The organism is Gemmata sp., assembly GCF_051859125.1.
In the GTDB taxonomy this organism is placed as follows: Bacteria; Planctomycetota; Planctomycetia; order Gemmatales; family Gemmataceae; genus Gemmata.
This window is the reverse complement of the sequence record NZ_JBHYGG010000241.1, coordinates 17,206-31,450: the sequence shown is the minus strand read 5'-3', so window position 1 is coordinate 31,450 and position 14,245 is coordinate 17,206. Positions and strand designations below refer to the sequence as shown.

Genomic DNA, 14,245 nt, shown 5'->3' with positions numbered 1-14,245 from the left:
ACGCGGCGGCTTCCTCGGGTTGAATCACAATGCCTCACCTGTTCGCAATACTCTGGCTCTCCCACCTGCAACTGCGGGGCTCGTTCCCGTGGCTGGTCGCAGCGGCCCTCGGCCTCGCCGCGGTCGCCGCGGTCGTGGCGCTCTACGTCCGCGAGTCGGCGAAGGTCGCGCTCGCGCCGCGGATCGCGATGGCCCTCGTGCGCGTCGCCGTCGTCGCCACGGTCGCGGTGCTGCTCCTGCGCCCCGTGTGGGTCTCGGAGGAGAAGCGCGACAAGGTGCGGCCGGTCGCGGTGCTGATCGACGTGTCGCAGAGCATGGACAGCGCCGACCCGCGGACCACGCCCGACGACCAGGGTCGGGCCGCCATCGCGTTCGGCCTCATCGACGCCGACAAGGGGCTGCCGACCGAGTCGCTCTCCGCGTCGCACGAGAAGACGCTCGAGCGGCCGAAGCGGATCGAGGTCGCACGCGCCGCCCTTACCAACCCGAAGATCGACCTGTTCAAGAGCCTCGCCAAGGTCGGCCCGCTGGAGGTGTACACGTTCGGCACCCAGCGCGTCGGGCGCGACGCGGGCAAGGACGACTGGCTCACGGGGCTCGCGGCGACGGAGCCGAAGACGGCGCTCGTCGAGGCCGCGTTCGAGCTACTCAACCGCGACGACGCCGACGCGCCCGCGGCCATCGTCATCGTCTCCGACGGCCGCGAGAACACCGGCCCGCGGAGCCTCGACGACCTCGCCCGCGCGTGCAACCGCCGCGGCATCCCGATCTCCGTGTACGGCGTCGGCAGCTCGAGCTTCGGCCAGCTCCAGGTCGCGTTCGGCTCGGGCGCGGCCGACAAGGGCGGGGCCGGGAGCCGCGTCGGCACCGACACCGACGTGCCCAACACGCTGTTCGTGGACGACATCACCACCGTCCCCGTGCGGTACACCGTGAAGGGGGTCGCCGAGGGGACCGCGAACATCACGCTGAAGTACGGCGACCGCGAGGTCGCCACGAAGAAGGAGACGTTCACCCTCTCGCCCGAGGAGCTCCGCGACGGCAAGACGTTCGCCACGCTCCTGAAGTTCGCCCCGACCAAGGCCGACGCCGAGGGGAAGAAGCAGGAGTACAGCGTGGCGGTGGCGGTGACCCCGGCCGGGGCGCGCGAGGCCATCGACACCCTCACCGGAGGCCTGTCGCGGCCCGCCCAGGTGGTGAGCCGCAAGCTCAAGCTCCTGTGGGTCGACGGGCTGCCCCGCCGCGACTTCCAGTTCCTCCAGCGCGACCTGCTCCGGGACCGCCGCGTCGACGCCAAGTTCTACCTCACCGAGGGGGACCGCGCCGCGATGCGGTCCGGCCCGCCGTGGATGATCGAGTTCTCCCGCGAGGTGAACGGCACCCTCAACATCGACCGGCCCGAGTTCCGCAAGATCCTGTTCGACTTCGACCTGATTGTGATCGGCGACGTGCCCGGCAAGTTCTTCACGCGGGACCAGCAGGAGGTCATCAAGGAGTTCGTGAAGGAGGGCGGCGGGCTCATCCACGTCGCCGGGCGGTGGAACGCGCCGGCCGCGTGGGCGGCCGAGAAGGGCGGGCCGGTCAAGGGCGACGGGAGCCCGATCGCCGAGGTGCTGCCGGTCGACTTCGACGCGGTGCGGTTCCCGATCCAGTCGCTGGAGAACCCGGTCGGGTTCGTGCCGGTCCTGGCCCCGGCCGCGAACCGCACGCAGATCGTCGCGCTCGAGGACGACCCGATCGACAACGCCGAGCGGTGGGGCAAGCGCGGGAACCAGTCCGCCCTCGGCGGCAGCGGCAAGCGGCTGGAGCCGCTGTACTGGTACTACCCGGTGACCAAGGTGAAGCCGGCCGCGGACGTGTTCCTCGTCCACCCGACGGCCCGCACCCCGGCCCCGGACAACAAGGAGATGCCGCTCCTCGCCGGGCACTACTACGGCAAGGGGTACGCCCTGTGGGTCGGGTTCGACGACACGTGGCGGTGGCGGTTCAACCTCCAGAACAAGCTCACCAGCCGGTTCTGGACCCAGGCGATCTATAGCGCCGGCATCCCGCGGGTGGTCGGCACGAAGCTCACACAACTGTCCACGAACACCATCGCCCCGGTCGAGGGGACCACCGGCGAGTACTACGTCCGCGTGTTCAACGACAACTTCCAGCCCCTCGCGGCCGACGAGGTCGAGGGCACGCTGGAGCGCGTGGACGCGGGCACCGACGACAAGGACCGCACGGTCCCGGTGAAGTTCCAGAAGGTGCCCGGGACCGAGGGCGAGTACGCGATGACGCTGCCGTACAACAAGGTCGGCCAGTACCGGCTGACCGTCGACCCGAAGAACAAGAGCCCGGCGACGCTGAACTTCCCGGTGGTGTACCGCGACAACCACGAACTCGCGCCCGGCGCGCTCGACGAGCCGGCCATGCGGAAGCTGAGCCGCCAGAGCCGCGGCTCGGAGGCCGACGCCGGGTTCTACCGCGAGGAGACGCTGGTGAAGCTCGCCGGCGACCTGAAGGCGCAGAAGTCCCCGCAGTCGAGCCGCGACGAGGTGCTGCTGTGGAACAAGTGGGCCATGCTCCTGCTCCTCGGCCTGCTGCCCACCGAGTGGTTCCTCCGCAAGTTCAACGGCATGAGCTGAGACCGGTTCTTCGCCCTCTCCGCTTGCGGGAGAGGGCAGCGAGGCTTTGCGAGCGGGTGAGGGGTTGAACCTGTTGAGATGTTGACGCTTGACCCCTCACCCGGCCGCGAAGCGCGGCCACCCTCTCCCGCAAGGGGAGAGGGCAATAACAGACGCCACGTACGACCCGACGACAACCGACCATGAACAGCGTCCTCACCCAACTGAACCACTGGCGGCTCCGCGAGCGGGCGCTCACCTTCGCGTGGGGCGCGGCCCGGTGGGCTACTGTCGTCGCCCTGGTGCTCGCGGTCGCGTGCGCCGCCGACTGGGCCATCGACCGGTACTCCGGCTCGGCCGGGTGGCGCAAGGCGGTCCGGTGGACCGGCGTGCTCGCCACCGACCCGCTCGCCGTCGGGCACACCCCGTTCGGCGTCCGGTTCCTCATGACCGCCGCGCAACTCGCCCTCGCCGGGGCGGTGGCGTACTACCTCGTCGTCCGCCCGTGGCGCACGACCCCGCACATCGACGACCTCGCGCTGCGGGCCGAGCGGGCGCACCCGGAGTTCGACCACCGGCTCGTCACCGCGCTCCAACTGAACCGGCCCACCGCCGACACCCGCGGCATGTCGCAGGCGCTCATCGCCGACGTCACCCGCGAGGCCGGCGAGATCGCCGCGAAGCACGACTTCGGCGCGCTCGTCGACTACCGCCGCCTCAAGCTCGCGGCCGCCGTGCTGGTGCCGGCCCTCGTCGTGTGGGGCGCGTTCGCCGCGGTCAACGCGCCGCTGGCCGCGATCCTCGTGCAGCGGCAGGCGCTCTTGAAGGTCGAGATCCCCCGCGACACCCGCCTGGAGAACCGCACCCCCGGGGTGTTCCCGACCGGGGCCGAGGTCACGGTCCGGTACGCCGCGAGCGGCAAGTTCACGCCGAACTCGGTCGGCACCCTCGTCGTCGTCCCGACCGGCCAGCCCGCCGAGTTCTACGAACTGACCAACGAGAAGGGGCCGGACGGCGCGCCGACCGACATCTTCTCGGTGAAGCTCCCGGCGTCGTCGATCGACTTCACCTTCCAGGCGCGGCTCGAGGACGGCCGCACCGACGAGGCGAGCACGGTGCGGTTCGAGTCGCCTCCGCAACTGGCCCGCGACGACCCGAGCCGCCCGCCGCTGACCGCCGAGCAGGTGCTCCCGGCGTACCTCGGCACCCGGCCGAACGGGCAGGCGTACTTCCGCAAGAACGACGGGTGGACCCGCGGCGAGGTGATCGACGCGCTGCCCCGGTCCACGATCATCGTCGAGGCGCTGTTCAACAAGCCGGTCGCGACGGCCGCGCTCGTCCCGATCGTCCGCGGCGATGGGCTCACCGAGCGCGAGTTGCCGCCTGTCGCCCCCGCCGAGATGGGCAAGGACCGGCAGTCGGCGTCGTTCGTCGTGCCGACCGTCCCGAGGATGATCGGCTACCGCATCGACCTGACCGACTCCTACGGGTTCACGAACCCGACCCCGATCCGCCGCAACGTCCGCATGTGGGACGACCGCCCGCCGGTCGTGGACTTCCGGCCCGAGTCCACCCGGAACCCGAACCCGGAGACGTTCGACGGCACCGGGAACCCGAAGGACTACGAGTTCGACATGGCGCTCGCCCCGGACGGGCTCGTCATGGTCACCTATGCGGCCCGGTCCGAGGTCGGCGTGCGGGCGGCGAACATCCGGTTCCGGGTCATCCCCAAGGGGGTGCAGTTCGACCTGTACCCCGAGGAGTACAAGGCGATCCAGCACCCCCGCGACGACCCGAACCTGATCGTCTACGACCGGCTCCCGCTCACGCGGTTCGTGCCGCCCAAAAATGCCGACCTGGGGCCGTTCGTCCAAGACCTGGGGCTGTTCGCGTACTCGTTCACCCGCACCGTCGAGGTCCTCGGCTTCGAGTTCCAGATGGACGCGGTGCCGCGGAACAACCGGAACCGGGTGAACGTGCAGTTCTACCCGTTCCCGTCCCGCGACCCGGCCGAGGAGCCCGGCGAGTTGGAGGCCGGCGGGCGGTACAACTTCGAGATCGCCGGGCTCCAGAAGAAGTACCCCGAGGTGCAGTCCGACGGGAAAATTGTTCTGAAGCGCGCGAAACTTGAGGTCGGCGACACGGTTGAAGTGTACGTCGAGGTGTTCGACAAGCTCCCGGTCGTCGACGCCAAGGGGAAGCCGCTCCTGGGGGACGACGGCAAGCCGCTGTCGCCCCGGCCCGCCGGGTACACCCGCGAGGCCCGCCGGAAGATCGTCGTCACCGAGGCCGACGCGGCGATGGCCCTGCTCGCCCGCGACGAGTCCCGCATGAAGCTCCGCGACAAGGTGAACGAACTGGCCCGCGACCAGTTCGACGTGTTCAAGCCGAAGAAGAAGTGAGCCCGGGGCGGCACATTCGTCTTCCGGTCCGGGCGTCACGCGGGTGTAACGCCCCGGCCGGCGTCGGAAACCGAGACGCGCTGTAACTCGTCCCAGTTTCGTGTTGCAAACGGTTCGTGGCACACCGATAGTAAATGGACCTACCTGGGTCGTCCTCTCTCGACCCAACCCGCCTCAAGGAGGCCCGCCGATGGCCGCCGGACGTCGCAGTCGAATGTTCGCGATCCTGGTTCTGGTCGGGGCCACCACCTCGATCGCGATTTCCAAGGACACCGACCCGGCCAAGCAGCGGGACGAGCAGAAGAAGATCAAGCAGCGGGTCGACGAGACGGCGCGCCGCCTGGGCTCCACGCTCGACGCCATGTCGTTCCAGCGGCTCGCCCCGACCGTCGAGCGGAAGATGCTCGACCGGATGGTGACCGAGTTCCGCGGGCTGAGCGACAACGAGATCCGCGACATCCTCGGCAAGCTCGAAGCGGCCATCGCCGCCACCAACCCGGACACCGCCACCGCCGCACAGAAGGAGGCGGTCGCCAAGCAGCGGGCCGTCGTCGAGCAACTCCGCGGCATGCTGTTCAAGCTGGACATCGTGCGGAACCTCGACGAGGCCGCCGCCCGGCTCGACCGCGCCGCCGACACCCAACTGAACATCAACGTCGAGACCCTCACCAACTCCCGGCTGCCCCGCAAGCCCGGCCGCGTCGTGATCGACGACCGCGAGCAGCTCGGCATCGAGGAAGAGGACCTCCGCAAGGAGGTCGCCTCGGTGTTCGACCAGGTTGCGGTGCTGGTCAACGACCCGGAGATCTCGAAGAGCCTGAGCCAGGAGCAGAAGGACCGGATCGCGGCCGCCGAGGTGCTCCCCCGGGGGAACCGCCTCGTCGCCGAGATCGACGTGACCGTCCGCACCCTCCGCGGCGCGAACTTCACCGACGCCGGCGAGCGGCAGCGCCGCCACGCCAAGGAACTCAAGGACCTCGCCGCCGCGCTGCGGACCCCGCCGGCCGACCGCCTCACCGCGCTGAAGCAGGCCGCCGACAAGGTCGCCAAGGCACTCGACGCGCAGACCAAGGTGAACAACGACAGCGCCGAGAAGGCGACCAAGGAAGAGGAAGCGAAGGCCCGCAAGGCCGGCCAGGACCCGAAGGTCGTGAAGGGCAACGAACTCGCCAACCAGCAGACCAAGGCCGAGTTCGCCACCCGCGACGCCCGCAAGGCCGCGGAGCAGGCCGCCCCGGAGGTCGCCGAGATGCTCAAGCCGGCCGAGAACAACCAGTGGAAGGCCGAGGACGCGCTCCGCGAGGGTAAGGTCGCCGAGGCCAAGAAGCCCCAGGACAAGGCCCTGGAGGACCTGAAGACCGCCAAGGCCGAACTCGACCGCCAGATCGCCGCCGCCGAGATGGCCAAGCAGGACCCGCTCGCCGCCGTCAAGCAGGCCGCCGAGCGCGTCGAGCAGCTCATCAAGGACCAGAAGGACGCCGCCAAGAAAGCCGAGAAGGCCGAGGCCAACCCGAACAAGCTCGCCGACGCGAAGGTCGCGCAGAAGGACGTCAGCAAGGCGACCGACGAGGTCCGCGAGATGCCGCTGCCGCCGAACGAGCAGGCCAAGGCCGCGCTCGACAAGGCCGCCGAGGCCCAGAAGAAGGCCAACGAGAAGCTCGACAACAAGAACGCCGCCGACGCCAAGCAGCCCCAGAAGGAGGCCATCAAGGCGCTCGAGGAGGCCAAGGCCGCGCTCGACCAGCAGGCCAAGAACATCGAGGAGCGCCGCGCCGAGATCGCCAAGCTCGAGGAGATCAAGGACAAGCTCGATCAACTGGCGAAGAACGAGAAGGACGTCGCCAAGGACGCCAACAAGGCCGCCGCCGACCCGAAGAAGCCGGACACCGCCGACGTCGCCAAGAAGCAGGACGACCTCAAGGAGCCGACCAAGAACGCGGCCGACGCGCTCAAGGAGATCGCCGACAAGAACAAGGCTGCCGACCCGATGGCCGCCGAGAAGATCAACGAGGCCGCCAAGAAGGTCGACGACGCCAACATGAAGCAGGACGGGGCCAAGAAGGACCTCGACATGAACATGCCGATGGCCGGCGGTGAGAAGGCGATGGAGGCCGCCAAGAAGATCGAGGACGCCGCCAAGGACGTCCAGGCCCAGATCGACCAGAAGAAGGGCCAGGAGGCGAAGGACCAGGCCGCCCTCCAGCCGAACAAGGTCGACCCGATGAACGCCGCCGAGCAGGTCCAGAAGGCGCTCGAACAGGCGAAGATGGCCGCCGAGAAGGCCAACGAGGCCAACATGGCCGGCGCGATGCCCCCGATGATGGGCGAGAAGGGCGAGCCGATGGCCGGCGAAAAGGGCATGCCCACGGCCGGCGAGAAGGGCGAGCCGATGATGGGCGAGAAGGGCATGATGGAAAAGGGCATGCCTAACATCGCCGAGCTCCAGAAGCAGATCGCCAAGCAGGCCGCCGACCAGAAGCTCCCCGAGGCCGCCAAGGCCGCCGACATGGCCGCCAAGGCCATCGAGAAGGGCGACCTCCCCGCCGCCATCGAGAACCAGCAGAAGGCCCTCGACCAACTCAAGATGGCCGCCGAGAAGGGCATGATGGAAGGCGGCATGATGGGCGAGAAGGGCATGCAGCCCATGGGTGAGAAGGGTATGGGCGAGAAGGGTATGGGCGAGAAGGGTATGGGCGAGAAGGGTATGGGTGAAAAGGGTATGGGAATGGGCGAAGGGATGGGAATGGGCATGGGGATGATGCCCGGTGAGCTTGCGAAGCAGCAGGAACAGGTGCTCGAAGCGACCAAGGCCCTCCAGCAGTCCCAGCAGGCGAACAACGCCGCCCAGGCCGCCGTCCAACAGGCCCAGGCCAACGCGCCGATGGCCGTCCAGATGCAACTGCAGCAGGCCCAGATGCAACTGCAACAGGCCCAGATGCAACTGCAACAGGGTCAACCGGGCCAGGCCGGCATGAACCAGGAAGGGGCCGCCCAGGCGCTCCAGAAGGCCCTCGACACGCTCCAGGCCGCCCAGCAACCCGGCATGATGGGCATGGGGATGGGAATGGGCATGGCGATGGGTGAAGGGATGGGTATGGGCATGGGCATGGCCCAAGGCATGGGAATGGGGATGGGCATGGGAATGGGAATGGCCCAAGGCATGGGCATGGGGATGGGCATGGGGATGGGCATGGGAATGGGGACCGCCCAGCAGGGCATGAACATGGGCATGGGCGAGGGTGACATGGAGGGCGGCGACAAGCTCAAGAACGCGGCCTCGAACGGCACCGTGGCCACCGGCGACGGCACCTTCATCAAGCTCCGCGACAAGCAGCGCGACAAGGTCCAGCAGGGTGCCGACACCCAGTTCCCGGCCGAGTTCCGCGAGCTGATCAAGCAGTACAATGTGAACATCAAGAACGCCAAGCCCGCCGGCGGGAAGTGACGCCCGACCGTGCCTGACATTCCCGCGGGCCGGTGGGTCGAGACCGCTCGATTCACCGGCCCCGTTCGTCCGCCCCGCCGAACTCCGAACACTTCCACCGAGACCCCCGCGATGACCCGGCACTTCCTCCTAACCTGCACGCTCGCCGCCCTCCTCGCCGTTCCGGCCGCGGCGGCCCAGGCGCCCGCGTCCAAGACCGACCCGAAGCCGGCGGGCAGCGTGCCCGAGGACAAGGTGAAGATGGACGCCGAGACCAAGGCGGCCGTCGAGAAGGCGCTGAAGTACCTCGCGAAGGAGCAGGCGGCCGACGGGTCGTGGGGCAACACCGCGATCACCGGGTTCACGCTCATGGCGTTCATGGCCAACGGCCACGCCCCGAACCAGGGCGACTACGGCAAGGTCGTCGCGACCGGGGTCCGGTTCCTGCTCGCCCAGTGCCGCGACGACGGGTACCTCGTCGGCTCCCGCGGCGGCAACATGTACTGCCACGGCATGGCCGCCCTGGCGCTCACGCAGGTGTACGGCATGACCGGCGACGAGGACGTGAAGAAGGTGACCAAGAAGGCCATCGACCTCATCATCAAGACGCAGAACAACGAGGGCGGGTGGCGGTACGACCCGTCGCCCACCGGGGCCGACATCTCGGTCACCATCATGCAGGTGATGGCCCTCCGCGGGGCCAAGGACGCCGGCCTCCAGGTGCCCGACAAGACCATGGCCGACTCGATCAAGTACATCGGCAAGTGCCGCGACAAGAACAGCGGCGGGTACAAGTACCAGCCGTACGGCGGGTCCGCCGGGTACGCCCGCACCGCGGCCGGGGTGTGCGTCCTGCAACTGTGCGGCGAGTACGAGGCCGAGGAGATCAAGAAGGCCGTCGAGTACATGGAGAAGACCGGCGACGACCGCGGGCACTACTGGTACGGCCACTACTACGCGGCCCACGCCATGAACCAGGTCGGCGGCGAACTCTGGGAGAAGTACTACAAGCGGATGCGGGACAAGCTCCTCGCCTCGTCCTACCAGAAGGACAACGGGTCGTGGTACGACACCAGCCGCGAGGCCGGGTACGGCCCGGTGTACCAGACCTCGATCGCGGTCCTGATCCTCAGCGTGCCGACCCACTACCTGCCCATCTACCAGAAGTGACGCCCCCCAACGAGGCCCCGCGGTCGCGACCGCGGGGCCTCTCCGCGCGCCTCTCGTGAACCCCAAATGCCCCGGACGTGTCCCTCGCACCTACCGGTTCAGGTGGAGGGCGTGTCGTGGACGGCGTGTGGCGAATCCCGGGGTGCCCCGAGCCGCCCGACTTTCGGGTGGACCTCGCCGCGCTCCGTGCGACGTTCCCGTGGCTCGAACCGCTCGGCGAGTGCCCGCAAGACCCCGTCTTCCACGCCGAGGGCGACGTCCTCACGCACCTGGGCATGGTGCTGACCGAACTCGCCGCCCTGCCCGCGTTCCGCGAACTGGGCGAGGCCGACCGGCACGTCGCGTTCGCGGGCACCCTGCTCCACGACGTCGCCAAACCCGAGTGCACGCGGGTCGACCCCGACGGCCGCGTGCGGTCGCCCGGCCACGCGGTGAAGGGCGTGTACAAGGCCCGCCGCATCCTCACCGACGACCCGGCGTTCGCCCCGTTCGGGACGCCGTTCCCCGTCCGCGAACAGGTGCTCGGGCTGGTCCGCTGGCACGGGCTGCCGTGCAACTACCTGGAGAAGCCGGACCCTGAGCGGGCGGTGATCCTCGCAGCCGAGACGACGAGGACCGACCTGCTCGCGATCGTCGCCGAGGCCGACCACCGCGGGCGGATCGTCGCCGCCCCGGACGACGACGCGCTGACGCGGGTCCAGTTGTTCGCGACGTTCTGCGAGGAGTGCGGGGTCGCGGCCGGCCCGCGGGCGTTCGCCAACGACCACTCGCGGTTCACCTACTTCCGCACCCCGGGCGAGCACCCGACGCTGTCCCTGTACGACGACACGCGGTGCGAAGTCACGATCCTCTCGGGGCTCCCCGGCAGCGGCAAGGACACCTGGCTCGCCGACCACGCGGGCGACCGCGAGGTGATCTCGCTCGACCAGATCCGCGGCGAGTTGGGCGTCGATCCCGCGGACAACCAGAGCGCGGTCGTCGCCGCGGCCTACGACCGGGCGCGGGGGTTCCTGCGGAGGGCGGTGCCGTTCGTGTGGAACGCGACGAACGTGTCGCGGGTGCTCCGGGAGAAGGTCATCGGGCTGTGCGCCGACTACAAGGCGCGGGTCCGGGTGGTGTACCTGGAGCCGCCGGTCCCACTGATCCGCGACCGCAACCGCGGCCGCGAGCGGAAGGTGCCGGTGCGGGTGTGGGAGCGGCTGTTCGACCGGCTCGACGTGCCGACCGCCGCCGAGTGTCACGCGGTGGAGTACCGCGTGGGCTGATCCCCGCGTGCCCGGCCGCTCGCCTCTGAGCGGCCGGGCGATTCGGTCTGACATTGTTTCTTCCGGAGGGGTTATTGATTCCGGAATGATTCCGGAGGACGGTGTGGGTGTCGACCGGAACCATTTGGTCCGGGCCTGGGCAGCCGGTGCGTTCGACCCGAGTGGATCCGTCGGTCATTGGGGCGAACGATGCCGGAGTTTGGCCGGACCGCGGCCCGACCCATCCCGTTCCGGCCGCCGTATCATAAAATGAACCACCTCCGACCGATGCTTCACCGTGCCGGCCGACCGTGTAAGTCGCCCGCTGTGCCGCCGGTATCACTCACCGGGATGCCCTGAATGGCCGAGCCGCCGCTCACCCGGGTCACCCTGCTCACACGCATCCGGGACGGCCGCGACACGGTCGCCTGGCGCGAGTTCGTGCAGTTGTACGGCCCGGTGGTGTACCGGTTCGCCCGCAACCGCGGCCTCCAGGACGCCGACGCGGCCGACCTGATGCAGGACGTGCTCCGGAGCGTCGCCCGCAACGCCCACCGGATGGAGTACGACCCGAAGCGGGGCACGTTCCGCGGGTGGCTGTACACGGTCACCCGGAACAAGATCTACAACTTCCTGAGCAGCCAGCGGAACCGGCCCCGCGGGACCGGCGACGCCGACGCCCAGGAGCGGCTGGAGGCCGCCCCGGCCCGCGACGACGACGGCCCGGACGCCGAGTGGGAGAAGGAGTACCAGCGGCGGCTGACGGCCCGGGCGATGGAGCGCGTCAAGGACGAGTTCCAGCCGGCGACGTGGCAGGCGTTCTGGCAGACGGCCGTCGAGGGGGCGGCCGCGGCGGACGTCGGGGTGGGGTTGAAAATGACCCCCGGGGCCGTGTACGTCGCCAAGAGCCGCGTCCTGGCCCGGCTCCGGGACGAGGTGAAGAAGCTCATGGACGACGAGGACAACAGCAGCCCGTGACCCGTTCGGGAGTTTGATGTTTCGAGTTGAACGGTTCGAGTCGCAGCGGCGAGTCCACACCAGGTACGGGTCCGTTCGTCACCCTTGCACGTTAATCTCGAAACTCGAAGCGACCCATGTCTACCAACGCGACGACCAGTGTGTGCCCGCCGAGCGGCGACCTCGAGCGCCTCGTCCGCGGGCGGCTCACCGAGGCCCGGGCCGCGGTCCTGTCCGACCACGTCGGCTCGTGCGTGAGCTGCCAGGTGCGGCTCGACGCGATGACCGGGGCCGGGGCCGGCGACCTGACCACCAACCTCCGCCAGTGCCACAAGGACACCCCGCCGGGCGACTCCGCGTACTGGAACGCGCTGTCGGCCGCCGAGAACGAGGTGCGCGCGACGGCGGCGTTCGCCAACGCCCCCGAGGACATCGACGGCACGCCCCTGCCCATCGACTTCCTCCAGCCGGCCGACGAGCCGGGCAAGCTCGGCAAGCTCGGCACGTTCGGCATCATCCGGGTCGTCGGCCGCGGCGGCATGGGCGTGGTGCTGCACGCCTACGACCCGTGCCTGGCCCGCGACGTCGCGGTCAAGGTGATCGACCCGAAGCTCGCGAACAACGAGGTCGCCCGGCAGCGGTTCTGCCGCGAGGCCCGGGCCGCCGCGGCCGTCACCCACGACAACCTCGTCGCCGTCCACCAGGTGGACGAGGACGAGGCGTCCGGCCTGCCGTACCTGGTGATGCAGCTCATCAACGGCGAGTCGCTCGAGCAGCGTATCAAGCGGACCGGCAAGCTCCCGCCGCTGGAGGTCGCCCGGCTCGGGATGCAGGCCGCCGCCGGGCTCGCCGCGGCGCACGCCGGCGGGCTCATCCACCGCGACATCAAGCCCGGGAACATCCTCCTCGAGGCCACGACGGACCGGGTGAAGCTCACCGACTTCGGGCTCGCGCGGGCCGTCGAGGACGTGAAGCTGACCCGCACCGGGTTCGTGGCCGGGAGCCCGCTGTACATGGCCCCGGAGCAGGCCCGGGGCGACGAGATCGACCACCGGGCCGACCTGTTCAGCCTCGGGAGCGTGCTCTACGAGGCGGCCACCGGCTCGCCGCCGTTCGAGGCGAAGACGCCGCTCGCGGTGCTCCGCCGCGTGTCCGACGAGACCCCGAAGCCGCTCTCCGAGGTGAGCCCGAACGTCCCGCACTGGCTGTCCGACCTCGTGGACCGGTTGCTGGCGAAGGAGCCGAAGGACCGCCCGCAGACGGCCGCCGAGGTCGCCGAGGAACTGGCCGGGGAGCTGACCCGCGCCCACGCCCTGAACCCGCTCGACGTGCCCGCCGAGGTGTGCGCCGGGTCGTCGACGCGGAGCGGAACGACCGCTCAGCGCCGCCGGAAGGTGTGCTGGGCGGGGGTCGCGTGCCGCACCACCCCGGTCGCCGCGGGACTGGCCCTCGGCGCGGCGCTCGTGGGCCTGTTCTGGTCGCCCGGGGTCGTCGAGCGGGTGGTCGAGAAGACGGTCGAGGTGCCCGCGGCCCCGCCGCCGGCCGACGCCGGGCCGGCCCCGAGGGTCGTCCTCCAGGGCGAGTCGGGGACCGTGTGGACCATCGCGTTCCTGGGCGACGACAGCCTCGTCGTCGGCATGGACGACGGGCAGGTCAAGATCTGGGACATCAAGAAGGGGTCCGTGTCGAAGGCGCTGGAGCCGCGGCAGGGCGGGACCGTGTGGTCCGTGGACGTGTCGGCGGACGGGAAGCGGCTGGCGACGACGTGCGACGCCTCGGTCGTCACCGTGTGGAACCTCGACAACTACAGGGTCGAGAACTCGTTCCCGCAGCCGACCTCGACGAAGGCCGCGGTGTTCAGCCCGGACGGGAACCACCTCGCCACCGGGGACCGGAACGCGACGATCCGCGTCTGGGACCTGGCGGCGCAGATCCCGGTGGAACTCCGCGGGCACTACGGCACGGTCCACAGCCTCGCGTTCAGCCCGGACGGGACTCGGCTGGCCAGCGCCGGGTCCGACGGCACCGCGAAGGTGTGGAACTGGCGCGACCGGGACGCCGTCCCGGTGAACCTGGGCCAGCACAAGGGGCCGGTGTACGGGGTCGCGTTCAGCCCCGACGGGACGAAGCTCGCGACGACCGGGTGGGACGGGACGGTCCGCCTCTGGGACGTGCAGAACGACCGCGGGGAGTTGCTCCACACGATCACCAACGCCCACGACGGCGACGCGTGGTCGGTGAGCTTCGGGGGCGGCGGGAAGTGGCTCGCCAGCGCCGGGCAGGACGGGGTGCGGGTGTGGGACGTGGCGACGCACGCCGAGGTGTTCTCGTACCGCGGGCGGCGGGCGTTCCACACGGTCCGGTTCGCGAAGAACGGCACCACGCTGGCCGCCGGCGGCCGCGACGGGAGCGTCCGCGTGTGGGAACTGCCGAAGTAGG

Annotated in this window: 7 protein-coding genes; all 7 read left to right on the top strand. The window is 69.9% G+C overall.

Going from position 1 to position 14,245, the window contains the following annotated elements:
• Positions 1-29 precede the first annotated feature (29 nt).
• The 7 genes from ACTIGN_RS19640 (at position 30) to ACTIGN_RS19610 (ending at position 14,244) form a co-directional block, all read left to right on the top strand.
• The gene (locus ACTIGN_RS19640) at positions 30-2,630 is read left to right on the top strand and encodes a hypothetical protein (RefSeq protein ID WP_439626916.1); all 2,601 of its coding nucleotides are present in this window, start codon (positions 30-32) and stop codon (positions 2,628-2,630) included.
• Positions 2,631-2,812: 182 nt separating this feature from the next.
• A complete protein-coding gene (locus tag ACTIGN_RS19635; RefSeq protein ID WP_439626914.1) occupies positions 2,813-5,011 on the top strand; it encodes a hypothetical protein in 2,199 nt (732 codons plus the stop codon).
• Between the two features lie 190 nt (positions 5,012-5,201).
• Entirely contained in the window at positions 5,202-8,456 is a 3,255-nt protein-coding gene (locus tag ACTIGN_RS19630) for a hypothetical protein (protein WP_439626913.1), read from the top strand.
• 111 nt (positions 8,457-8,567) lie between these two features.
• Complete coding sequence (locus ACTIGN_RS19625) at positions 8,568-9,605, top strand: prenyltransferase/squalene oxidase repeat-containing protein (protein WP_439626911.1); 1,038 nt, start codon at positions 8,568-8,570, stop codon at positions 9,603-9,605.
• 116 nt (positions 9,606-9,721) lie between these two features.
• Positions 9,722-10,870: an AAA family ATPase gene (locus tag ACTIGN_RS19620; RefSeq protein ID WP_439626909.1), complete on the top strand. Its 1,149-nt coding sequence runs from the start codon at positions 9,722-9,724 to the stop codon at positions 10,868-10,870.
• A 339-nt stretch (positions 10,871-11,209) separates the two neighbouring features.
• Positions 11,210-11,827 carry an RNA polymerase sigma factor gene (locus tag ACTIGN_RS19615; RefSeq protein ID WP_439626907.1) on the top strand — a complete coding sequence of 206 codons (618 nt, stop codon included), beginning with the start codon at positions 11,210-11,212 and terminating at the stop codon, positions 11,825-11,827.
• A 116-nt stretch (positions 11,828-11,943) separates the two neighbouring features.
• Positions 11,944-14,244: a WD40 repeat domain-containing serine/threonine protein kinase gene (locus ACTIGN_RS19610; RefSeq protein WP_439626905.1), complete on the top strand. Its 2,301-nt coding sequence runs from the start codon at positions 11,944-11,946 to the stop codon at positions 14,242-14,244.
• The last annotated feature ends 1 nt before the right edge of the window (position 14,245 follow it).